This is a genomic window from Lysinibacillus sp. NPDC092081 (assembly GCF_044755845.1).
GTDB lineage: Bacteria > Bacillota > Bacilli > Bacillales_A > Planococcaceae > Lysinibacillus.
Genome location: NZ_JBIVRU010000006.1, coordinates 83,562 through 104,762 on the forward strand (window position 1 = coordinate 83,562; position 21,201 = coordinate 104,762).

25 protein-coding genes are annotated in these 21,201 nt (G+C 37.7%); 16 read left to right on the forward strand and 9 right to left on the reverse strand.

Annotated features, from left to right (window positions below; all coding sequences use genetic code 11):
• The first annotated feature begins 182 nt into the window (after window positions 1-182).
• From ACIQLB_RS11775 to ACIQLB_RS11785, 3 genes are all read left to right on the forward strand, one after another.
• A complete protein-coding gene (locus ACIQLB_RS11775; RefSeq protein ID WP_400725545.1) occupies window positions 183-1,211 on the forward strand; it encodes an ABC transporter permease in 1,029 nt (342 codons plus the stop codon).
• Window positions 1,204-1,998, forward strand: a complete 795-nt coding sequence (locus ACIQLB_RS11780) for an ABC transporter ATP-binding protein (RefSeq protein ID WP_400725548.1) — start codon at window positions 1,204-1,206, stop codon at window positions 1,996-1,998. The genes ACIQLB_RS11775 and ACIQLB_RS11780 overlap by 8 nt, the downstream gene beginning before the upstream one ends.
• A gap of 174 nt (window positions 1,999-2,172) precedes the next feature.
• A complete protein-coding gene (locus ACIQLB_RS11785; protein ID WP_400725551.1) occupies window positions 2,173-3,117 on the forward strand; it encodes a nuclease-related domain-containing protein in 945 nt (314 codons plus the stop codon).
• 180 nt (window positions 3,118-3,297) lie between these two features.
• Here the strand turns inward: ACIQLB_RS11785 and ilvA are convergent, their stop codons facing one another.
• Window positions 3,298-4,560 (reverse strand): threonine ammonia-lyase IlvA, encoded by a 1,263-nt coding sequence (gene ilvA, locus ACIQLB_RS11790; RefSeq protein WP_400725554.1) that lies wholly within the window; start codon window positions 4,558-4,560, stop codon window positions 3,298-3,300.
• Between the two features lie 246 nt (window positions 4,561-4,806).
• Here ilvA and ACIQLB_RS11795 point away from each other — a divergent pair, with 246 nt between their 5' ends.
• A complete protein-coding gene (locus tag ACIQLB_RS11795; protein WP_400725557.1) occupies window positions 4,807-5,550 on the forward strand; it encodes a TerC family protein in 744 nt (247 codons plus the stop codon).
• 80 nt (window positions 5,551-5,630) lie between these two features.
• On the opposite strand, the gene bshB2 is transcribed toward ACIQLB_RS11795, so the two are convergent.
• On the reverse strand, window positions 5,631-6,320 hold the full coding sequence (gene bshB2, locus ACIQLB_RS11800; RefSeq protein ID WP_400725560.1) for a bacillithiol biosynthesis deacetylase BshB2: 690 nt from the start codon (window positions 6,318-6,320) through the stop codon (window positions 5,631-5,633).
• A gap of 13 nt (window positions 6,321-6,333) precedes the next feature.
• Window positions 6,334-6,684 carry a YojF family protein gene (locus tag ACIQLB_RS11805; RefSeq protein WP_053484519.1) on the reverse strand — a complete coding sequence of 117 codons (351 nt, stop codon included), beginning with the start codon at window positions 6,682-6,684 and terminating at the stop codon, window positions 6,334-6,336.
• A gap of 259 nt (window positions 6,685-6,943) precedes the next feature.
• On the opposite strand from ACIQLB_RS11805, the gene exaC reads away from it, so the two are divergent.
• Together exaC and ACIQLB_RS11815 are read left to right on the forward strand one after the other, a co-directional pair.
• The gene (gene exaC, locus ACIQLB_RS11810) at window positions 6,944-8,464 is read left to right on the forward strand and encodes an acetaldehyde dehydrogenase ExaC (protein WP_400725564.1); all 1,521 of its coding nucleotides are present in this window, start codon (window positions 6,944-6,946) and stop codon (window positions 8,462-8,464) included.
• A gap of 21 nt (window positions 8,465-8,485) precedes the next feature.
• Window positions 8,486-8,848, forward strand: coding sequence for a DUF779 domain-containing protein (locus ACIQLB_RS11815; RefSeq protein ID WP_400725567.1), 363 nt, complete (start codon window positions 8,486-8,488; stop codon window positions 8,846-8,848).
• Window positions 8,849-9,244: 396 nt separating this feature from the next.
• Here ACIQLB_RS11815 and ACIQLB_RS11820 read toward each other — a convergent pair whose 3' ends face one another.
• Window positions 9,245-9,574, reverse strand: a complete 330-nt coding sequence (locus ACIQLB_RS11820) for a hypothetical protein (protein WP_400725570.1) — start codon at window positions 9,572-9,574, stop codon at window positions 9,245-9,247.
• Window positions 9,575-9,786: 212 nt separating this feature from the next.
• Between ACIQLB_RS11820 and ACIQLB_RS11825 the strand changes: the two genes are divergently transcribed.
• A complete protein-coding gene (locus ACIQLB_RS11825) occupies window positions 9,787-10,278 on the forward strand; it encodes an acyl-CoA thioesterase (protein WP_400725862.1) in 492 nt (163 codons plus the stop codon).
• Between the two features lie 57 nt (window positions 10,279-10,335).
• On the opposite strand, the gene thiD is transcribed toward ACIQLB_RS11825, so the two are convergent.
• Window positions 10,336-11,166, reverse strand: a complete 831-nt coding sequence (thiD, locus tag ACIQLB_RS11830) for a bifunctional hydroxymethylpyrimidine kinase/phosphomethylpyrimidine kinase (RefSeq protein WP_400725573.1) — start codon at window positions 11,164-11,166, stop codon at window positions 10,336-10,338.
• Between the two features lie 257 nt (window positions 11,167-11,423).
• Here thiD and ACIQLB_RS11835 point away from each other — a divergent pair, with 257 nt between their 5' ends.
• The 5 genes from ACIQLB_RS11835 to ACIQLB_RS11855 all read left to right on the forward strand — a co-directional run bounded on the left by ACIQLB_RS11835 (window position 11,424) and on the right by ACIQLB_RS11855 (window position 14,434).
• A complete protein-coding gene (locus ACIQLB_RS11835; RefSeq protein WP_400725576.1) occupies window positions 11,424-12,101 on the forward strand; it encodes a uracil-DNA glycosylase in 678 nt (225 codons plus the stop codon).
• A 76-nt stretch (window positions 12,102-12,177) separates the two neighbouring features.
• Window positions 12,178-12,357 (forward strand): uracil-DNA glycosylase, encoded by a 180-nt coding sequence (locus ACIQLB_RS11840; protein WP_400725579.1) that lies wholly within the window; start codon window positions 12,178-12,180, stop codon window positions 12,355-12,357.
• Complete coding sequence (locus tag ACIQLB_RS11845; protein ID WP_400725582.1) at window positions 12,354-12,620, forward strand: YwdI family protein; 267 nt, start codon at window positions 12,354-12,356, stop codon at window positions 12,618-12,620. The genes ACIQLB_RS11840 and ACIQLB_RS11845 overlap by 4 nt, the downstream gene beginning before the upstream one ends.
• Window positions 12,621-12,646: 26 nt before the next feature.
• Window positions 12,647-13,027: a DUF423 domain-containing protein gene (locus tag ACIQLB_RS11850; RefSeq protein WP_400725585.1), complete on the forward strand. Its 381-nt coding sequence runs from the start codon at window positions 12,647-12,649 to the stop codon at window positions 13,025-13,027.
• Between the two features lie 228 nt (window positions 13,028-13,255).
• Window positions 13,256-14,434: a M20 family metallopeptidase gene (locus tag ACIQLB_RS11855; protein WP_400725587.1), complete on the forward strand. Its 1,179-nt coding sequence runs from the start codon at window positions 13,256-13,258 to the stop codon at window positions 14,432-14,434.
• 244 nt (window positions 14,435-14,678) lie between these two features.
• Here ACIQLB_RS11855 and gerQ read toward each other — a convergent pair whose 3' ends face one another.
• Together gerQ and ACIQLB_RS11865 are read right to left on the reverse strand one after the other, a co-directional pair.
• Window positions 14,679-15,020, reverse strand: a complete 342-nt coding sequence (gene gerQ, locus ACIQLB_RS11860; RefSeq protein WP_082172840.1) for a spore coat protein GerQ — start codon at window positions 15,018-15,020, stop codon at window positions 14,679-14,681.
• Window positions 15,021-15,041: 21 nt separating this feature from the next.
• On the reverse strand, window positions 15,042-15,425 hold the full coding sequence (locus ACIQLB_RS11865) for a cell wall hydrolase (RefSeq protein ID WP_400725865.1): 384 nt from the start codon (window positions 15,423-15,425) through the stop codon (window positions 15,042-15,044).
• Between the two features lie 756 nt (window positions 15,426-16,181).
• Here ACIQLB_RS11865 and ACIQLB_RS11870 point away from each other — a divergent pair.
• Window positions 16,182-16,364, forward strand: coding sequence for a hypothetical protein (locus ACIQLB_RS11870; RefSeq protein WP_400725591.1), 183 nt, complete (start codon window positions 16,182-16,184; stop codon window positions 16,362-16,364).
• A 54-nt stretch (window positions 16,365-16,418) separates the two neighbouring features.
• Here ACIQLB_RS11870 and hemQ read toward each other — a convergent pair whose 3' ends face one another.
• Entirely contained in the window at window positions 16,419-17,168 is a 750-nt protein-coding gene (gene hemQ / locus ACIQLB_RS11875) for a hydrogen peroxide-dependent heme synthase (RefSeq protein ID WP_400725594.1), read from the reverse strand.
• 157 nt (window positions 17,169-17,325) lie between these two features.
• Between hemQ and lipL the strand changes: the two genes are divergently transcribed.
• Window positions 17,326-18,159, forward strand: a complete 834-nt coding sequence (gene lipL, locus ACIQLB_RS11880; protein WP_400725597.1) for an octanoyl-[GcvH]:protein N-octanoyltransferase — start codon at window positions 17,326-17,328, stop codon at window positions 18,157-18,159.
• A 25-nt stretch (window positions 18,160-18,184) separates the two neighbouring features.
• On the opposite strand, the gene ACIQLB_RS11885 is transcribed toward lipL, so the two are convergent.
• Window positions 18,185-18,829, reverse strand: a complete 645-nt coding sequence (locus ACIQLB_RS11885; protein WP_400725599.1) for an RsfA family transcriptional regulator — start codon at window positions 18,827-18,829, stop codon at window positions 18,185-18,187.
• Between the two features lie 236 nt (window positions 18,830-19,065).
• Between ACIQLB_RS11885 and ACIQLB_RS11890 the strand changes: the two genes are divergently transcribed.
• On the forward strand, window positions 19,066-19,290 hold the full coding sequence (locus ACIQLB_RS11890; protein WP_049667962.1) for a YuzB family protein: 225 nt from the start codon (window positions 19,066-19,068) through the stop codon (window positions 19,288-19,290).
• Between the two features lie 289 nt (window positions 19,291-19,579).
• Window positions 19,580-20,953, forward strand: a complete 1,374-nt coding sequence (locus ACIQLB_RS11895; RefSeq protein ID WP_369814334.1) for an HD domain-containing protein — start codon at window positions 19,580-19,582, stop codon at window positions 20,951-20,953.
• The last annotated feature ends 248 nt before the right edge of the window (window positions 20,954-21,201 follow it).

Consider the following 21,201-nt stretch of genomic DNA (forward strand, 5'->3'; position numbering starts at 1 on the left):
TTGATTGGAGTGGAGACTGGGCGACTCCTTAGGAATAGCAATAGAGGAACGAAGGCTAAAACCATCACGTCCTGTGATAACGCCTTCTCCGACGCCCCCAGGAAAGCGGCCAGCCGGAATGGAAATCAACTTCAAGTTATGGTGATGAGCAAAATTAGAAATTATTAGGAGATGATTCAACTATGTTTTTAGCAATATTTGGCGCAATGGAGCAAGGAATCATCTATGCAATTATGGCACTGGGTGTGTATTTAACATTCCGTGTGTTAGATTTTCCAGATTTAACGGTTGATGGGAGCTTTGTAACAGGGGCGGCTACAGCGGCAACGATGATTATGCTTGGCTACCACCCGATCTTAGCGACTTTAGTGGCAATTGTTGCTGGATTTATTGCTGGATGTATGACAGGAATTCTTCACACAAAGGGGAAAATTAATCCTCTATTATCGGGGATTTTAATGATGATTGCTTTGTATTCTATTAACCTACGTATTATGGGATCAACTACAGAAAATACGATAGGTCGTCCGAATATTCCACTATTAAATTCAGAGACTATATTTTCAAAGTTTCAAGCATTTTGGAGTAATTTAGGAATCGATGCTGCTTTAAATAACCTATTAAAAGGCATCGGCATTCAGAAACTACCTGCAACATGGAGTACGATAATCGTCGTATTAATCATCACGATTTTAATTAAATTCATTGCAGACTGGTTCTTAAAAACAGAGATTGGTCTAGCTATTCGAGCAACCGGTGATAATAAGCGTATGATTCGTAGCTTCTCGGCAAATACAGATACACTTATTATTCTAGGACTAGGACTTTCTAATGCACTTGTCGCATTTTCGGGAGCTTTAATCGCTCAATATTCGAAGTTCTCAGATGTCAGTATGGGGATTGGGATGATTGTGATTGGTCTTGCATCTGTTATTATCGGTGAAGCCATCTTCGGTACAAAAACGATTATGCGCACAACTTTCGCCGTCATTGCTGGAGCCATCATTTACCGCATTATATTGGCGCTAGCATTACGAGTAGATTTCCTTGATTCGGGGGATATGAAATTAATAACAGCTATCATTGTTATTATAGCGTTGATTTTACCTCAATTTATCAATAAGAGTAAGGAGCGCAAACGTAAGGTGAAGCGCGCAGCAGAGAGGACACGAGTAAAGACGGTTGAGCAGGGAGGGAAAGGCCTTGCTTAAATTAAACGGTATTAATAAGATTTTTAATGAAGGTACGCCTGATGAAAAAATGGCACTTGCAGAAATTAATTTGCACTTAAAGCCAGGGGATTTCGTCACAATTATCGGCAGTAATGGTGCTGGTAAATCGACAATGATGAATATGGTTTCTGGCGCGTTAACACCAGACTTCGGCACGGTTTCAATTGATGGAAATGAGGTTACGACCTTACCAGAGTACAAGCGCTCCTACTACATCGGTCGCGTATTCCAAGATCCGATGGCTGGTACAGCACCAACAATGACGATTGAGGAAAATTTAGCATTAGCTTACTCACGTAATAAGAGTCGAGGCATGCGTATCGGTGTTGATAAAAAGCGTCGGGAATTTTTCAAGGAATCATTGCAGATGTTGGGCTTAAATCTGGAAAATCGCCTATCTGCAAAAGTTGGCTTGCTTTCTGGAGGAGAGCGTCAAGCGCTGTCTCTTTTAATGGCAACATTTACGAAGCCTTCGATTTTATTATTAGATGAGCATACGGCGGCACTTGACCCATCTCGTGCCGAGTTAATCACACGTATTACGAAATACTTAGTTGAGAAAGACAGCTTAACAACATTAATGGTCACGCACAATATGCAACAAGCATTAGACTTAGGGAATCGACTGATTATGATGGATAAAGGTCAAATCATTTTAGAGGTTGGCGAGGATCGCAAGCATGAGTTAACCATCCCAGATTTAATGGCAGAGTTCGAACGTATCCGCGGTGAGAAAATGAACTCAGACCGTGCGCTACTAGGATAATAAATGATAAAACGCTCATACATAGGTATGGGCGTTTTTTCGCTGGATGTCGATAATTTTTAAAAGTTGGGTGATAAATCGATAAAGTTGGTCGATAAACAATCAGAAATTTTCGATAAATAGGCAAAACGTTTCGATAAATTGCATTATAATCTAGCTAAAGGAGGTGAAAATATGTTACTCAAAAAGCGCGAAGTTTCATCGAAGCAAATCACATTAGAAATGCTTGAAAGGAGGTTACCGAAATCTCACCCAAAATCTACTTACTATCAAGAAATGCTAAATAGAACAAGAGCAGGGTATGCTGGCGAGCAAAGAGTAGATCGAGGATGGCGGGAAATCTATTTGGAGCATGCGTATTATTTATTGCATGATGTGGTGCTAAAAGCTGAAGGTGGAGCAATACATCAAATGGATACATTATATATGTCGCGAAATTTTGTTTTAATAATGGAAATTAAAAATATCGTTGGCCGTGTCGAATATATGGAAGATAATCATCAATTTATTCGAATTACGTCTGATGACAAAGTAGATGGCTTTAGAAATCCCTTTGATCAAGTGAAGCGGCATGCTAGGTTTTTGCGTCAGATTTTTCAAAAGGCAGGTTATCATATACCTATTGTCTATATGATCGTCTCTGCAAATCCGAATATGATTATGACGTCAAGTTTGTCGGCGCAACCGATTATTCATGTGAGTGGTTTGGCAGAAAAGATGGAGCAGCTGTTCAAGCAATATCAACAAGTCCATCTAAGTGGAAAAGTTTTAGAAGAACTCTCAAAACATATTCTAAAGATGCATAAACCTACGCAATGGACACTGGATATGAAGATGAATGAACTAAAGAAAGGTGTATTGTGCTCTAAGTGCGATTATCGATTTGTCATGCAATATCGTCAAGGTAAGTGGCAGTGTGAGAATTGTGGTGAGGTAGATAATCAAGCATTCAATGATGCACTGAAAGATTACCGTTATATGTATGGAGAATTTATATCCAACAGTTTATTTCAAGATTTTTTCGGTATCTCTTGCGTTAAAACAGTATATAAAATATTGAAGTCGTTACAGCTTCAAGAAGTAGGCGCAAAGAAGAATCGAAAGTATATTATTAAATAGTATAGTCTATCAATGCGGTCAGATAGACTGTGTTTTCTAGAATGTTCCGATAAATCGATGAAACATTCCGATAAAATCCGAAATTGTTCCGATAAATCTCAAAATTGTTCCGATAAACCTCAAAATCATTCCGATAAACCTAAAAAAGCCACACTTACATAGCAAGTGTGACTCTTTATTTTAGACTAGTAGGCCGAATAGTTGAATGTCGTTGTTTACTTCTTTGTATTTGAAGCCGAATTCATTCATGCGTGCTAGTAATCCTTCGTAGTCTTCACGATTGCCAAGCTCGATACCGACTAAGGCAGGACCACTTTCTTTGTTGTTTTTCTTTGTATATTCGAAAGTTGTAATGTCATCATTTGGTCCTACCACGCTTGTTAGGAATTGGCGAAGTGCGCCTGCGCGTTGTGGGAAACTAACGATGAAGTAGTAAAGTAAGCCTTCGTGAATTAAAGACTTCTCTTTAATCTCCTGCATACGACCAATGTCATTATTACCACCACTAATGATGATAACGACTGATTTTCCTTTAATCTCCTCTTTATAAGAGTCGAGTGCTGCTACTGATAATGCTCCAGCAGGCTCTGCGATAATGGCATGTTTGTTGTAGAGGTCTAAAATCGTTGTACATACTTTTCCTTCTGGTACTAGTACGATGTCGTCTAAGTAGCGACGACAAACATCATATGTGTAATTACCGACGCATTTTACCGCAGCACCATCTACGAATTTATCAATCCAATCAAGTGCCACTGCCCCGCCTTCTGCAAATGCAGCTTTCATACTGCCCGCTCCAGCAGGCTCTACACCGATAATTTTGCTATTAGGGGAAATGTTTTTCACATAGGCAGAAACACCTGACATTAAGCCTCCGCCGCCAATACTACCAAACACGTAATCAATCGGTTCCTCCATGTCATTCATAATTTCAACTGCGACCGTTCCTTGTCCAGCGATGACATCAAAATCATCAAATGGGTGAATAAAGATTTTAGCGTGTTCATCACAGTAAGCAAATGCACTTTCTGCAGAATCATCAAAGGTATCACCAGCTAAAATAATTTCTATATATTCACGACCAAACATACGCACTTGGTCAATTTTTTGCTTAGGTGTTGTTTGAGGCATAAAAATACTTGCTTGAATTTTCAATTGTGCACAGGCGTAGGCAACACCTTGAGCATGATTGCCCGCACTTGCGCAAACAACGCCAGCTTTACGAGCCTCTTCTTCAATTTTTTTAATCTTATAATAGGCACCACGAAGTTTAAATGAGCGTACATGCTGTAAATCTTCGCGTTTAAAATAAATATTAGCTCCATATTTCTCGGATAAATAGTCATTTTTTTGTAGCGGCGTGTGCACCACTACGTCTTTTAAGAAATGATGTGCAATCAAGATATTTTCTACTTGCACAGTTCTAGTGTCAGCAGCTTCCATATTATTCATCCTCCGTTATACGTATAAAACATTTATCTATGATAGCACATATTATAAGCTTTTTGTCATTAATTTTTAGTGAATTCTAAATTTTCGGTGTCTATTTCATCTATGAAACTACAAAATGCAGAATAATTAAATTTCTTCGAGAATATTTTGTAGAAATAAAGGATGCACACATTTCCTCATAACGAAAATGGTCAAGCATATACTAGAATACCTTAGGACAAGTAGGAGGGTATGTAATTGGAAATCATTCAAGGAATTCTATCTACATACATTCAATTTTTCAATTGGGAAATGTGGAAAGAGATCTTAACTGACCCTGTATCTTGGGGGTTAATATCAACACTAATTATAATAGAAGGTTTACTATCGGCAGATAACGCACTTGTATTAGCAGTGCTAGTGAAGCATTTGCCAAACAAACAACGCAAACGAGCTTTAATGTACGGTATGTTGGGAGCCTATTTTTTCCGATTTTTATTTATTGGGATAGGTGTCTATTTGGTAGAATTTTGGTTTATTAAATTGCTAGGAGCCCTGTATTTAGGTTGGCTATGTGTCGCACATTTTCTGCAGATTGGGGAAGCAGATAGTGCCAAGGAGATGAAAAAAACAGGATTGTTGGTTCGCCTTTTTGGAACGTTTTGGGCAACGGTTATTTCTGTAGAACTGATGGATATTGCCTTTTCAATTGACGCGATTTTTGCCGCTTTTGCGATATCCAATCAAATTTGGATATTACTAATCGGGGGAATGTTAGGTATTTTAATGATGAGAACTATTGCGGGCTTATTTTTAATTGTTATTGAAAAAATACCAGAATTAGAGGCAACAGCATTTATTATTATTGGAATTATTGCACTGAAAATGCTAGCCGGTGTCATCGGTATTCACATTCCACATTATATGTTTTTTGTTGTGTTAATTATTATTTTTGCTATCACTTTCATTATTCATTTCTTAAAAAAAATGAAGGTTGCTTAATATAAAAGGGTTCTGTTCTCAATTAGGAAAGAGGACAGAACCCTTTTATTGTTATTAAAGAGCATTCAGCGCATTTATTGTTATTTTACATATTGATCAGGATTTACAATATAGAATTTTTCAATATTAAGCCAGCTTTCACTCATGGGCTCACCGTCATCGATACGTTTTTCTGTTTCTTGCATCATCCAAGCAGTTTGAGATGCATGTGCTTGTAATGCTTTAATTTTATCCATCTTCATTTCACTGATATCGTTGACAACATGTGGCTCACCATTTTTTTCAATTGTATCATTTGCAAAGGCACAGCCTAACACTTGTGGACGTGCGGCTTTTGGCATACGACGAACAGCTTCTACTACAGCACGTGCTGTTGCCTCGTGGTCAGGATGAACTGCAAAACCAGGTAAGAATGTAATGATAAGAGAAGGCATTAACTCCTCTATTAAACCTTCAACAAGCTTTACCATTTTTTCATCGTCTTCAAATTCAATCGTTTTATCACGGAAACCAAGCATACGTAAATCTTGTATTCCCATAGCCTCTGCTGCTGCGATAAGCTCCTTACGTCGAATTTCTGGCAAGGATTCACGTGTTGCAAAAGGTGGATTTCCTAAATTACGCCCCATTTCGCCTAAAGTTAAACAGGCATATGTAACAGGTGTATTCATTTTCTTTGTATAGTAAGCAATTGTTCCAGCAACTGAAAAAGCCTCATCATCTGGGTGAGGGTAAACAATTAAAATATGACGTTGTGGTTGTAAATTCAAAAAGTCGTCCCCCTTAGTAAGTAAATGGCGTTTCGCTAATTTCAAGTGCAATCGCCAATTTACCTGAGTAGTCTAGTCCAGCCATTAATAAACGGCCTAAATCATCTAATTCAAAATGTGTGATGCCTTGAGCATAAACCCAGCCATGTGCCATTTTTAATCCGACACGATGGGGTGAATCATCTACCACTTTAGCAAGCTCATAGTTGATTTTAGCATTGCGAATAAAAGCACCTGCATTAAAAAATTTCTCATCAAAGTGTGCTGCATAAGAACCGTTCGTCGTCTCAAGATGAATATAAACGTCTTTGTTGGCGAAAGAATTCAATAATTCCTGCAACGTCTTTACTTGTACTTCTTGCATCTTAACACTCCTCTCGATTATTTCTCCTTTTAGTATAGTTAAAAAAGATGACAAAGGGAAATCGAAAGGCTTTGTTGCCAAACTAATCATAAATGTTATTGATAAAATGCAGAAATTTCTTTATTTTAAAAAATGTTTTTTACCATTATTAAGGTGGATTACTTGAAAAAACTATTCTAATGTATCAATATAGGACACGTGAAACAGATTAATATAAATGTATGCGGTTTCATAAATAAAATATGGGGAGATTGATACTATGATATATGCAAATCCTAATACTCCAGGCGCAGTAGTAAACTTCAAAGAAAAATATGATAACTTTATCGGTGGCGAATGGGTTTCTCCAGTTAAAGGTCAATATTTTGAAAATAAAACACCTGTAACAGGTCAGGTTTTCACAAAAGCAGCTCGTTCAACAGCTGAAGATATTGAACTTGCCCTCGATGCAGCACACGCAGCAAAAGATGCATGGGGTAAAACAAGTGCAACTGAGCGTGCCTCTATTTTAAATAAAATCGCAGATCGCATTGAAGAAAACTTAGAAATGATTGCTGTTGCAGAATCATGGGATAATGGTAAAGCAGTTCGCGAAACTTTAAACGCAGATATTCCTTTAGCAATTGATCACTTCCGTTATTTTGCAGGTGTTATCCGTGCACAAGAAGGGCGCACAACACAATTAGATAACGACACTGTTGCATACCACTTCCAAGAGCCACTAGGTGTAGTTGGCCAAATCATTCCTTGGAACTTCCCAATCTTAATGGCTGCTTGGAAAATTGCTCCTGCACTTGCAGCAGGTAACTGTATCGTGATGAAACCAGCTGAGCAAACGCCTGTTTCATTATTAGTGTTAATTGAAACAATCCAAGACATCTTACCAAAAGGCGTACTTAACATTGTAAACGGCTTTGGTGTTGAAGTTGGTAAACCACTTGCAACGAACAAACGAATTGCAAAAGTTGCTTTTACTGGTTCAACAGCTGTTGGTCGCCAAATTATGCAATATGCAACTGAAAATATTATTCCTGTAACGTTAGAACTAGGTGGTAAATCACCAAATGTATTCTTTGAGGACGTAATGGCTTCAGATGATGAATATTTAAATAAAGCAATTGAGGGCTTTGTGATGTTCGCATTAAACTCAGGTGAAATTTGTACTTGTCCTTCACGTGCACTTGTTCAAGAATCCATTTACGATAAATTCATTGAACTTGCATTAGAACGCGTAAAAGCTATTAAAATTGGTAATCCATTAGATACAGAAGTCATGATGGGTGCTCAAGCTTCTAACGAACAAAAACAAAAAATCCTTTCTTACCTAAAACTTGGTAAAGAAGAAGGTGCTGAGTGCTTAATAGGTGGAGAAGAAAATATTCTTGAAGGCGACCTTGCAGGAGGTAACTACATTAAACCAACAGTTTTCAAAGGTCATAATAAGATGCGAATCTTCCAAGAAGAAATCTTTGGTCCAGTGCTTGGCGTAACTACATTCAAAGATTTTGATGAAGCTATGGAAATTGCAAATGATACAGAATATGGTTTAGGTGCTGGTGTTTGGTCACGTTCTGGTGACATCGCTTACCGTGCAGGTCGAGCTATTCAAGCTGGTCGTGTGTGGACAAACACTTATCATCAATATCCAGCGGGTGCTGCATTTGGTGGATTCAAACTTTCAGGTATCGGTCGTGAAAACCACGCAATGATGTTAGATCACTACCAACAAACTAAGTGTCTTTTAGTGAGCTACAAAAAAGAAGCACAAGGATTTTTTTAATACCAAAGGATGAATAACAACATGGTAGAACGAGTGATTGCAACAAAAGAGGCTTTAAATTTAATAGAGTTAATTAAGAGTCAGCATGGCGCTATCATGTTTTATCAATCTGGGGGTTGCTGTGATGGCTCTGCACCGATGTGTTATGTAGAAGGAGATTTTAAAATTGGTGAAAACGATATCTATCTTGGTAAAATAGGTGACGTTCCTTTTTACATTCATAGAGCGCAGTATGAATATTTTAAGCATACGCAATTGATTATTCATGCGATTGAGGGCAGAGGTGCAAGTTTTTCTTTAGATAGTGTTGAAAATATGCATTTCATTACGAACTCTAGAGTATTCACAACAGAAGAGTATGAAGAAGTAATAAAGCTTTTTTAATTGATTGCATCTTTTAATCTATGAAGATTTTTTTAAGCAATATTCTTGAAAAAATTATATAAATATATCAATATAATGAGTGTGAGAGCAATTTTGTACAAAATGTGTCGTTTTGTATTGTATGCGGTTTCACCAATGAAAAGATACTGCGACCATTATTTCTTCCTTAATTGACGGATAGACAGCGCATAATGTTGAAGGGAATTTTAAACTAGGTAATAACGAATTCTATCTTGGTACAATAGATGACATTCCTTCAACATTGATATGTATAGCTGTAATAAGGTAAGAAGACGGAAAGCTCATTATCATAGTATAGTAAAAAAGCCGCGATTCTCTTTTATGACGGAGAATCGCGGCTTTGTATAATTAGTGGTTTTTAAGGGTATGTATTTGCTAATATCGGTTGAGTTTTCGTTCAATGGAATCTAGACGGTTGTTGAGATTTTGTAGATGCTTATGCATATGTCTAAATTGCGAATTTTGATTTTGCGCGTCGGATGTTCTTGTTTGTTCATCTGCCTCTGCTTCCTGCAATGCCAAAACGGTGGAGAGGGTTGCTAATGAATACCCTATTGTTAAAACCATTGAGGATATTAGTTCTACCTTAGTAGAGGTTATATCTCCACTTTGGATACCTGTATCTTCACCTAGGAGACCTGCTTCTTCACCAGCTAGGAAATTCCCTTCTCCATTTGGGCCTTGTTGTTGTCTACGTCTTACCATTTTTCTCCCTCCCATATACAGCTAATATATGGCATATGAAGTAGTAACGTATCTTGTCCAGAGCATTAAAAAAACCACGGTCAAAAAAACTTAATTTTCCGATAATGAATTTGATATTTATGGAAAAATAGAGCAATATAGTAGAAAAAACAGTTGTTTTAGGGGGACTAGATGTGAACAAAGACTTTAAATATTGTAAAGATTCTAGAGTTATGCGTACAAGTCGAGTTTTTCCGAATGATATTAATAATCATAATACACTGTTTGGTGGTCGATTAATGAGTGATATCGATCAAGTAGCTTCAATTTCAGCTGCTAAGCATAGTCGTAGAGATTGTGTAACGGCCTCAACGGATTCTGTAGACTTCCTGCATCCAATACGCCCGACCGACTCTGTCTATTTCGAATCTTATGTAACGTGGACAGGGACATCTTCAATGGAAGTTTTCGTAAAGGTCATTTCTGAGAATTTAAAAACGGGAGAACGCAAGGTAGCAGCAACAGCATTATTAACATTTGTTGCATTAGATGAAAATAATAAACCAGCTCCAGTTCCATCTGTTATTCCAGAAACTGTAGAAGAGACTAAGCTACATGAAACTGCAGCTGAACGAGCAAAAGCACGTGCAGAGCGTAAAAAGGAAAGTAAGGCATTGGCTCAATTTATTTCGATGAATGATCCATGGGATTATTCATCGAAATGATGGAGAACTACTATATGTAAAAGAGGCATCTGAAATTAATCAGATGCCTCTTCGTTTTTAAATTTCTGAGACTGTTACTTGTGGTGCGCCAAAACGAGATTTTGCACCGTGCATAACTGGTCCTACATAGTCATTTAATGCCCAACCGTGAGCGATTGCAGCTGAAACGAATTCTTTTGCTTCAATTACAGCTTCTTTTATTGAAAGACCGTTTGCAAGGTTTGCTGTTACTGAAGCAGCAAATGTACAGCCAGCCCCGTGGTTATAAGTAGAAGCAACTTTTTCAGATTCTAATAAGTAGAATTTGTCACCGTCGAAGAATAAGTCAGTTGCTTTTTCAGTAGCTAACGCTTTTCCACCTTTAATCACAACAGCTTTAGCACCAAGCTCGTGAATTTTACGAGCTGTTGTTTTCATTTCATCGATTGTTTTTGGTGTTCCAGTTCCAGCTAATTGCCCAGCCTCAAACAGGTTAGGTGTTGTAATTGCGGCTAATGGTAAAAGATGTTGAATCATTGCATCTGTGTTACCAGGGTTCAATACTTCATCTTCCCCCTTACATACCATTACAGGGTCAATGACAACATTTGTCGTACCAGATTTTGCGATAGCATCACCTGCGATACGAATAATTTCTTCAGTTGACAGCATACCAGTTTTTATTGCGTCAATGCCTGTTGAAAGAGCAGTATCAATTTGTTTTTGCAAAAGCTCTGTTGGTAATGGCGTTACGTTATGAGTCCAACCGTTTGGATCCATTGTTACGACAACTGTTAATGCCACCATGCCATATGTGCCGTGCTCCTGGAATGTTTTAAGATCGGCTTGCATACCTGCGCCACCTGATGTATCTGAACCAGCAATCGTTAATGTTTTTTTAAGAACCATGTGGAAGATCTCCTTTATAGATGAAAGTTTTAACTTATTTCAGCGGATTCCGCTTTGTGCAGGCACAAAGCGGAATCCGGACACAATTATGCCGAGGCATAATTGATAATTACCATCTAGTATAGTCTTATTCTGATTCCGTAAAAATAGTCAGAATTATATATTTTTACAAGGTCAGTTTAACTTCTTTTTCTGATGCTTGAATTCAACATTATTTTTTTGTACCGTTGTAAGAAGAGAAAGGGGCTTATATTACGATGAAACAAGCATTCCCGAATGACTGGCAAGAAATACTTGTTGAAGAAATAGAAAAAACATACTATACAAAGCTACGTCAATTTGTAGTAGATGAATATGCAACACAAACAATTTATCCACCGATGAATGACGTAATGAATGCATTTTATACGACGGCTTATCATGACGTAAAGGTCGTAATTTTAGGTCAGGACCCTTATCATGGACCAAACCAAGCGCATGGATTAAGTTTTTCGGTCATGCCGGGAATCCCACATCCACCAAGCTTGCGAAATATGCTACAAGAGTTACAGGATGATCTTGGCTGTCCAAGCCCTCAAAACGGAACATTAACAAAATGGGCACAGCAGGGTGTAATGTTATTGAACACTGTATTAACAGTTCGAGCAGGACAGGCGAATTCTCATAAAGAACAAGGATGGGAGCAATTTACGGATGCTGTAATCAATAAATTAGCATCAAGAGATAAACCAATTATCTTTGTGCTTTGGGGTAAACCAGCACAACGAAAAAAACAATTAATATGTAAATACTCAACGCCACATTTAATTTTAGAAGCACCTCATCCAAGTCCTCTTAGTGCTTATCGAGGTTTTTTCGGCAGTAAACCATATTCGAAGATCAATGCACAGTTAGTGGAATGGGGAGAGCAACCAATTGATTGGTCTCTAGCTTAGATTGGCACAAATCATATTCTTTATACACTTATCATTTCATGTTACAGTTAATAATAGAAGAAAGTGAGGAACAACGATGAAGGTAAATTGTTTCAAATGTCAATATTTCAAAGTAACATGGGACCCACAAACGCCACGGGCCTGTGTAGCATACGGTTTTAAAACGAAGCAAATACCATCCGTTGTCGTTAAACAATCCTCTGACACGGACTGTCTAAAGTTTGTGCCAAAAGCAGAAAGTGGGAGAATGCAATGATTCCTTATCAAGCCGTTATTCAACAACTTGAAAAACAATTATCTGGTGTCAAAAATACTGGAAACGAACAAGAAATTCGTGAAGCCTTAACAGCAATCCGAGCATTATGTGATGTAGTATTAGACTCACCTGACGGCAATTCTAAAGCGCAGTCAAAACATCTGCCACAAATGTTAGTATCAGAGCCGAAGCAAACAAGTTTATATACAGCAAAAATTGAAGAAGAAGATGGAGCAAATGGTGATTCAATTTTTGACTTTTAATCATGATTAAAGGTAGGGAAAATAACATGAAAAAATTTATCGTGACAGGTGCACTCCACGGCTTTTTAGCAGTGGCATTGGGTGCATTCGGTGCACATGCTTTAAAAGGAGTTCTAGACGATTATGGTCGTGGGATTTGGGAGACAGCTGTTCAGTACCAAATGTTTCATGCCACGGGTCTACTTGTAATTGGCATTTTGATGAGTTCGAAACTTTTAGGTGAAGTAAAGCAGTTGAATTTAGCTGGAATCTTTTTCAACCTAGGTATCGTTTTCTTTTCAGGAAGCTTATATGTACTGGCAATCAGCGGCGTTAAAGTTCTAGGTGCCATCACACCAATTGGTGGTGTTCTATTTTTAGCTGGCTGGATTCTAATTATAGTATCTGCCCTTAAATATGCGCGATAAAAAAATTAATAGATATTCCTACAAAGTTACTCCTTTGCACTATGTGTGAGGGAGTTTTTGTTTTTTTAAAGAGGTAAATACTAGTAACGGATCAAGAGAATTTTTCTTCCTAATCAACAATATAATTTCTATAGATTGGTAGTTTTAATTCCTATTGTTTTTGTAAGGATTTATAGTACACTGTTATTATCAAATAAGTTCGACAAATGGAAAGTGAGGATTTGGGATATGGAGAAGCTTTTTACTTTACTAGATCATAACTATGATGAAATGGTAGCGATTCGTCGCCATCTACATGAATATCCGGAATTATCCTTTGAGGAAGTGGAGACACCGTCGTATGTAGCTGCTTTTCATCGAGCGTTAGGGCATGAGGTTCGTGAGCATGTAGGTGAACGTGGTGTTGTTGCTACTTTACGTGGAGGGAAGCCGGGTAAAACAGTGGCGTTGCGCGCTGATTTTGATGCATTGGCAATTCAGGAGGAAAATGACGTCCCTTATAAGTCAAAAGTAGATGGTAAAATGCATGCATGTGGACATGATGGTCATACTGCAACATTACTAGGGCTTGCTAAAGCACTTAATGCAATAAAGGATGACATTGCAGGCAATGTAGTATTTATTCATCAACATGCAGAAGAAATGGCGCCAGGTGGAGCAAAGCCTATGATTGAAGATGGCTGTCTAGACGGAGTAGATGTTATTTTCGGTACACATTTATGGGCACCAACACCTTTAGGGGATATATTGGTGAGAGATGGGGCAATTATGGCTGCTGCAGATAAAGTGGAAATTACGATTCATGGCAAAGGTGGTCATGGTGCGGAGCCTCATCATTCTATTGATGCAGTTACTCTTGCGTCACAGTTTGTAGTCAATGCACAGCAGATTATATCTCGACGCATTGATCCATTAAAATCAGCCGTTTTAACAATTGGTCATTTTGAGGCGATTAATCCTTTCAATGTTATTGCTGAACGAGTAGTATTAGCTGGAACAGTCCGTACTTTTGAGGAGCAGGTACGCAGACAATTGGAGCAAGAACTTGAGGCAGTGTTAAATGCCACTTGTTTGGCCTTTGGTGCAAGCTATGATTATCGTTATACAAGAGGCTATCCACCTGTTTACAATCATGCGAAAGAAACAGAATTTATTGCACAACTTGCAGCAGATATACCAGGAGTAGAAAATATTATATCGTGCCCACCATTTATGATTGGTGAGGACTTTGCGTATTATTTAGAGAATGTACCAGGTACATTTTTCTTCACAGGTGCTAAAAAGCCGGAGTGGGAAGTAGCATATCCTCATCATCATGCACGCTTTGACTTTGATGAACTTGCAATGTTGATTGCTGCCAAAACATTAGGGAAAGCAACATTGCAGTTTTTACAAGAAAATCAATAGTTCCGTAAGGTATAGGGTTTAAATAAAAATTGGCATACTAGGAGGTATCCTAACATGCCAATTTTTTTGATCTAATGGCAAATATCCTTATAGATTCCTCGTTTTGTAGCGTAACTTGCGATGCGACGAAGCATGAGTAAAATGTAGCGAAGAGGCACGCCGATTCGGCTCTTATCTTACTTGCATATAGAGGAGTGGAATTTTACCATATAAGAAAATATGAATGTATAACAACTCATTTTAATTATGGATTTTGGTTAAAATAAGCCATTTCTTCATCATATTCAGCAAAATCAAAGTAAATCATAGGGAATAGGAAACGATGATTCGATTTGAGTTCACGTAAAATAACGTGGTCTCGACCAGCAGCTTCTACAACGCCTCGCACAATTTTCGTGTTTTTTCCTGGCTCAACTGCATGTTCGAAAGAGAAATGGAAAGTACCAGGTTTTCCACGATTCAAGCGAAAAATGTTTTCAATATACGATTGCTCCCGTCCAGGTGGTCGTGCTCCAGTCGTCTGTGGAGGCATTACCTGTGGAGGCATTTGTTGTTGCGTTGTCGGTGTCCAATAATAAGGCATCATAAGTTATCAACCTTCTTTCTTTTAGATTTGAGGACAATCTTCTTCGGTTGGCGAGAAGAAGCAATGTGCTTTGAATCTTCCCGTGTTCCACTGACCATACCACTGTGCTGGACAATCTCCCTCAGGTCTGAAAAACCATAGCGAACGAGTCGCTGGATGAAATCTTTCGCCTTGAATAACTCTCTTTGCTAATCGAAGGTCTTGATCACGTGCTCGTTGATAAAAGAAGCCTTTTTGTGTCGCTTCAAAGCCCCCAGGACGCTGAAAAACCATTTGTTCTATTGTACGAACATCTGTAAAATCTAAACAATCTGCTCGTACACGATTGACGCCCACATTGCCGACCATCAGCATACCTAAATTTCCTTCACCTTCTGCCTCAGCGCGCATAAGCCTTGCTAGCATGGCTGTTTGTGCATCATTCGTCTTTATAACGGCGACTTTCACTCCTCCTCGCAGACAGTATATGCATGATGGTATTGTAGACATGTTCAATTTTAATGAAAGAAATTCACAACTTAAAAATGCTAAGCATATATTAGTAATAACTAGTAGTCTGTAAAAGAGGGCCAGATTTTTTTAAAAATTACATCAAACGTATGCCACGTACAAAAAACATCCAGTTGCTGACGCTACGCTTTCGCACAAAAAACATTTTTTGCCCCGACGCCCCCAGGAAACCGCCTAGCCGGAACGAAAATCAACCCCACGTTATGGTGACGAGCTTAAATTTTACGAAAATAGGTAAATAGAGAATAGAAAATATAATGGGGAATGTGAGATAGGAAATTGCATGTGTATTGAATACATGTGAGGTGACAGGGTATGGAGATTGGTGTTTGGATAGGTATTTTGTTGAGTGCTGTGCTGGCATTTTTAGTGGGGAGTTTTTACGGACAGCCACTCCATTGGTATCTCTTTATATTAATAATCGTAGTTGGATTTTTTATCAATACGATTATACTAATTTTGAAGGTTAAGGATGAAAGGTCCTGATGTATGAAAATAAGAAAGTGTCATCGTAGTAGGTGACACTTTTTTATTTTTGTTAACTTTTTTTGATTAAGTAGATGAAATCTAATGTTTTGCAAGTATATCAAAAATAAACTGTGACATACTAAAGTGGAAAATTATTTTTTGCTTTCATGAAGGAGTGTTATAATGCATATTTTTGGTACGTTTGTAGCAATTATCATAAGTGCATTCATGGCCATTGGTATAGCAGAATACTATCATCAACCGTATAGTTGGTATTTAGTTTTCCTTATGATTCTAACTGGATTTTTTATTCATACAATTATTTTAATATTGGAATCAGAGAACAGCGAAGAAAACGAATTTTAAAAAATGCGAGTCCGCAGTAGCGACTCGCATTTTTATATTTAAAGGCATTTTAGATTAAACAGTTAAGAATTTCACAAGTTTTTCTTGATCAAGAAGGTTACCAACGAAGAATGCACCGAACTCACCGTAGCGAGCTGAAACTTCATCAAAACGCATTTCATATACTAATTTTTTGAATTGTAGTACGTCATCTGCAAATAATGTTACGCCCCATTCATGATCATCGAAGCCAACAGAACCAGTAATAATTTGTTTAACTTTACCAGCATAGCCACGACCAATCATACCGTGAGAACGCATTAGAGATTTGCGTTCGTCCATTGAAAGCATATACCAGTTGTCATTGCCTTGACGACGCTTATCCATTGGATAGAAGCATACATGCTTAGCACGTGGAAGTTCAGGATATAGACGCGCACGCACATGTGGATTTTGGTAAGGATCTTCGTCTGATTCACCTGCTAAATAGTTAGAAAGCTCTACAACAGATACATATGAATATGTAGGAATTGTAAAATCAGCAATCGCCAATTTATTGAATTCAGCTTCAAGTTCTTGTAGCTCTTCCATTGTTTCGCGTAATGTCATAATCATAAAGTCCGCTTTTTGACCAACAATTGCGTAAAATGCATGGGCACCTGTTTTAGCGATATCAGCTTCGTTTAATTTTTCTAAATAGGCAATGAATTCTTCTACTGCTGCTTGGCGTTCCTCAGCAGAAACTAGTTTCCATGAAGCCCAGTCGATTGAGCGAAAATCATGTAAAGCGTACCAACCATCTAAAGTAATTGCTGCTTCATTCATTATTAAAAACACTCCTTTATAAGTGAATAGCATTCAAATTTTAGTTTATCATAGTTTGTACAAATTCCCTAAGTTCATGATTGCATTTCACGAATTTGACACCTTCCATAGATAATGTATTCTAAAGAGAAGAGATGTAAATAGAGGAGCTCCAATCATGAAAAGTATTTTACAACAGCCGATTTGGCGTCTTTACGATCAATCCATTAGCGCGAAGCAAAGATCGCCACTTGAATCCTTTGCAACAGACGATACTTTATGTCAGCTAGTTGGGCAATTATCCACTCCACCAACTATTCGGACATGGGTACATGATGCATCTGTTGTGCTTGGTATTCAGGATCACCGTTTACCATATGTGCAGCAGGGCATGGACTTGCTTAAAGCACGTGGCTATCATCCTATTGTACGCAATTCAGGCGGATTAGCAGTTGTCTTGGATGAAGGTGTACTAAATATTTCTATAGTTTTATCTGAACAAACGGAAGCGTTAAGTATTAATGATGGCTATGATGTAATGGTAGCTCTAGTAAAGGGATTATTCCCTGAAGTAGCGGATCAAATTGAAGCCTATGAAATTGTAGGCTCCTATTGTCCAGGATCCTATGATTTAAGTATTGCAGGAAAGAAATTTGCTGGTATTTCTCAGAGACGCTTACGTCAAGGTGTAGCAGTGCAAATTTATTTATGTATTGAAGGAAGCGGTTCAGATCGAGCTGCACTCATTCGTGACTTTTATGAGGAAAGTCTTAGAGGAGCCGAAACAAAATTTACGTATCCAAATATTGTACCTGATGTAATGGCGTCATTATCTGAACTTATTGATGCATCATTAACAGTGGAAGACGTTGTGATTCGTTTACAGCAGTTTCTTAACAATATGGCAGAAGAAATTCGAGTTGAATCTTTTCATGATGAAGAATTAACGCTATATGCATTTTATTTACAACGTATTTTAGAACGGAATTCGAAAATGCTTGAACCGAATTGATGAAGTGAAAAAAAAAGCGATGCTGCTAATTAAGCGCATCGCCATTTTCTTGAAAAGGGCTACTTACAACAAGATTTCCGTTTTTCTCCATTTTGAAAACAGGTGCAATTCGTTCATCCTCTTCATCTAGTGTTACTAGTCGTCTAGCGCGATTCATAATTTGTACAAATTGCTCGTAATCTTTTCGAATAGCTCTATTTTCCTCTTCAAGCTGAGAAATTGTTTTCTCTAGTTTTTTATTTTTCTCAGATGTTACGTGTACTAGTTGTCTCCATTTTGAAGACTCATTACCTATTTCACCAGAGTGCTGTAAACGTAGTAAATAGGCTATGACAATATCAAGATTTAATGCAGATAGAGGAATTGATTTACCCTCCGCGGCACTACTATTAACTGTAAACATACTAGAAGCACGGCGTCTTGCTGGAGCTCCTAACACTCGCATTCTTTCTTTTCTTTCTTTTTTGGCTTCTGATAATTGTCCCTCGTATTCTTTACGAACAACAGCATTCCAACGAAAACCACATGCAGCAGCAGTACGATTTAAAGCATCACCAGCTTCTTCAAAGGCATTTAATTGTGTACTACCTTCCGTCACATGGCGAATTACTGCCTCTGCTAATAATTCATCGTTTTCTTCTAACCAAGCATCTTGTCTTATTTTACTCATATTAAAATCCTCCCACCTTTATTTGGAACTTTTATTTACAACTAGCATGACCAATCTTTTAACCTTTTATTCATCTATGTGGAAAGAATTATGCTTGAATACAAGGGGAAAAATGCGATACAATACCCGATGTAGGTTTGTACGTATGCTACATACTTAAATATGTGAAAGTCATACGTTCCATAGAAACGATTTTTAGATTAAAAAAATACTATATAGAAAGGGTTGTTGACAAAATGGCAAACGAATTTAAAGTTTGCGATGAATGTCAGGCCGTTAACTTAAAAACGTTAATTCCAAAATTAAAGGAAATCGATCCTGATGCAACCATCGAAATTGGCTGTCATTCCTATTGTGGCCCAGGACGTAAAAAAACATTTACCTTTGTAAATAGCCGTCCTGTTGCTGCATTAACGGAAGAAGAACTAATGGAAAAGGTTTTAGCAAAGTTAAAGAAATAAGTAAAACAAAGCGCTATCTTCACTAGTCTAGTTGGAGATAGTTTTTGTTTTTTCTGCGCTTTTAATATAACAACGGATAAAAGAGTCAGAGCGACGGAAAGACCTCGAAGTGACGGAAAGAAGAGTCAGAGCGACGTATAGACTCATCGAAGTGACGGAAAGAAGAGTCAGAGCGACGTAAAGCTTCACGTTTGCTCCATCACCTGGAAATTAGGTCAATAGAATCCTAAAATATGACAAGAATACAGTGAGTTAGGTTGATAGTCTCTACAATTAAAAGGGAATATGTATGCTAGTCCTATATAAATCGCATATAATAGAACAAATAGGAAACGGGGGTGCTGTACAATTGACACATTATGCAAAAGCTAAATTACAAGAGGAAAAAGTATTCAAGGACCCAGTGCATCGCTATGTGCATGTACGGGATCAAGTGATTTGGGATCTAGTTGGTACGAAAGAATTTCAACGATTACGTCGAATTCGCCAGCTGGGTACAACGTTTTTAGTATTCCATGGGGCAGAGCATAGCCGCTTTAGTCACTCACTTGGCGTATACGAAATTGTACGCCGCATAGTAGATGATATATTTGCAGGTCGTCCTGAATGGGATGAAGATGAGCGACTGCTTGTGCTTTGTGCAGCCCTATTACACGATTTAGGGCATGGGCCATTTTCACATGCTTTTGAAAATGTCTTTGAGCTTGATCATGAATTTTATACAAGACAAATTTTGCTCGGCGATACAGAAGTAAATGCAGTATTAAAAAAAGTATCGGCTGATTTCCCGGAGAAAGTATCACAGGTAATTGAAAAGACATATCCCAATAAGCAGGTCGTTAGTTTAATATCGAGTCAAATAGATGCTGATCGTATGGACTACCTACAGCGTGATGCTTATTTCACTGGCGTAAGCTATGGTCATTTTGATATGGAACGTATTTTAAGAGTGATGCGTCCACGAAAAAATCAGGTCGTTATTAAGGCGACGGGCATGCATGCGGTAGAGGATTATATAATGAGCCGCTATCAAATGTACTTACAAATTTATTTCCACCCAGTATCTCGCAGTGCTGAGGTTGTTTTAAATAATATTTTAAAACGCGCTAAGCAACTAAGCTTGACAGGCTACAAATTTAAGCATGAGCCTACACACTTTTTAGCATTTTTCCGCAACTCAATTACGCTTGAGGACTATCTTGCATTAGATGAGAGTATTCTTTTTACATATTTTCAGCTTTGGATGCAAGAGGAAGACGCTATATTAAGTGACTTAAGCCGCCGTTTTGTTAATCGAAAGCTATTTCAATACATCGATTTAGATCCAGGTGTAGAGCTAGATAAATATCAAAAACTACAAGAACTCTTCAAACAAGCTGATTTAAATCCAGAATATTATCTTGTCCACGATACGACAGCAGATTTACCTTATGACTTTTATCGACCAGGAGAGGAAGAAGTGCGTGTTCCTATATTCTTAGAAATGAAAAATGGAGAACTACGAGAGCTATCGCGTGAATCTATTATTGTAGATTCAATTTCTGGTCGCATGAAGCGAGATCATAAAGTATATTTCCCACTAGATTTCTTAGAGGACAACAGTATCCACCCCGTTGTAAAGAAACAAATATTAACCTTACTTCAAGGACAGGGGAAAAATTAATAAAAAAAATTTTGTGTATAAAAATGTGTATATTAAATAATTGAATTAAATAGTAATCCAACATAACTATAGTGAAAAACAGCGAAAGTACTCTATTAGAGTTATTTTCGCTGTTTTTTTGTCGTGTATAAAGATGAAAAAAGTGGAAAATATATAGAATTTTTTAGAATTTTTTAAATAGAAAGTCCGTGATTGTTTAGAAATTGTTTAGTATTATCTCTTATGATGAGTCTAAAACCCTAAGGGGG

Excerpts from the sequence above, each read along its gene's own strand:
- ACIQLB_RS11775 (WP_400725545.1), top strand. The coding sequence starts at position 183 with ATGTTTTTAGCAATATTTGGCGCAATGGAGCAAGGAATCATCTATGCA.
- ACIQLB_RS11785 (WP_400725551.1), top strand. The coding sequence starts at position 2,173 with ATGTTACTCAAAAAGCGCGAAGTTTCATCGAAGCAAATCACATTAGAA.
- ilvA (WP_400725554.1), bottom strand. The coding sequence starts at position 4,560 with ATGGAAGCTGCTGACACTAGAACTGTGCAAGTAGAAAATATCTTGATT.
- ACIQLB_RS11805 (WP_053484519.1), bottom strand. The coding sequence starts at position 6,684 with ATGCAAGAAGTACAAGTAAAGACGTTGCAGGAATTATTGAATTCTTTC.
- exaC (WP_400725564.1), top strand. The coding sequence starts at position 6,944 with ATGATATATGCAAATCCTAATACTCCAGGCGCAGTAGTAAACTTCAAA.
- ACIQLB_RS11815 (WP_400725567.1), top strand. The coding sequence starts at position 8,486 with ATGGTAGAACGAGTGATTGCAACAAAAGAGGCTTTAAATTTAATAGAG.
- ACIQLB_RS11820 (WP_400725570.1), bottom strand. The coding sequence starts at position 9,574 with ATGGTAAGACGTAGACAACAACAAGGCCCAAATGGAGAAGGGAATTTC.
- ACIQLB_RS11825 (WP_400725862.1), top strand. The coding sequence starts at position 9,787 with ATGCGTACAAGTCGAGTTTTTCCGAATGATATTAATAATCATAATACA.
- thiD (WP_400725573.1), bottom strand. The coding sequence starts at position 11,166 with ATGGTTCTTAAAAAAACATTAACGATTGCTGGTTCAGATACATCAGGT.
- ACIQLB_RS11835 (WP_400725576.1), top strand. The coding sequence starts at position 11,424 with ATGAAACAAGCATTCCCGAATGACTGGCAAGAAATACTTGTTGAAGAA.
- ACIQLB_RS11840 (WP_400725579.1), top strand. The coding sequence starts at position 12,178 with ATGAAGGTAAATTGTTTCAAATGTCAATATTTCAAAGTAACATGGGAC.
- ACIQLB_RS11845 (WP_400725582.1), top strand. The coding sequence starts at position 12,354 with ATGATTCCTTATCAAGCCGTTATTCAACAACTTGAAAAACAATTATCT.
- ACIQLB_RS11850 (WP_400725585.1), top strand. The coding sequence starts at position 12,647 with ATGAAAAAATTTATCGTGACAGGTGCACTCCACGGCTTTTTAGCAGTG.
- ACIQLB_RS11855 (WP_400725587.1), top strand. The coding sequence starts at position 13,256 with ATGGAGAAGCTTTTTACTTTACTAGATCATAACTATGATGAAATGGTA.
- gerQ (WP_082172840.1), bottom strand. The coding sequence starts at position 15,020 with ATGATGCCTTATTATTGGACACCGACAACGCAACAACAAATGCCTCCA.
- ACIQLB_RS11865 (WP_400725865.1), bottom strand. The coding sequence starts at position 15,425 with ATGCTAGCAAGGCTTATGCGCGCTGAGGCAGAAGGTGAAGGAAATTTA.
- ACIQLB_RS11870 (WP_400725591.1), top strand. The coding sequence starts at position 16,182 with ATGCATATTTTTGGTACGTTTGTAGCAATTATCATAAGTGCATTCATG.
- hemQ (WP_400725594.1), bottom strand. The coding sequence starts at position 17,168 with ATGAATGAAGCAGCAATTACTTTAGATGGTTGGTACGCTTTACATGAT.
- lipL (WP_400725597.1), top strand. The coding sequence starts at position 17,326 with ATGAAAAGTATTTTACAACAGCCGATTTGGCGTCTTTACGATCAATCC.
- ACIQLB_RS11885 (WP_400725599.1), bottom strand. The coding sequence starts at position 18,829 with ATGAGTAAAATAAGACAAGATGCTTGGTTAGAAGAAAACGATGAATTA.
- ACIQLB_RS11890 (WP_049667962.1), top strand. The coding sequence starts at position 19,066 with ATGGCAAACGAATTTAAAGTTTGCGATGAATGTCAGGCCGTTAACTTA.
- ACIQLB_RS11895 (WP_369814334.1), top strand. The coding sequence starts at position 19,580 with ATGCTAGTCCTATATAAATCGCATATAATAGAACAAATAGGAAACGGG.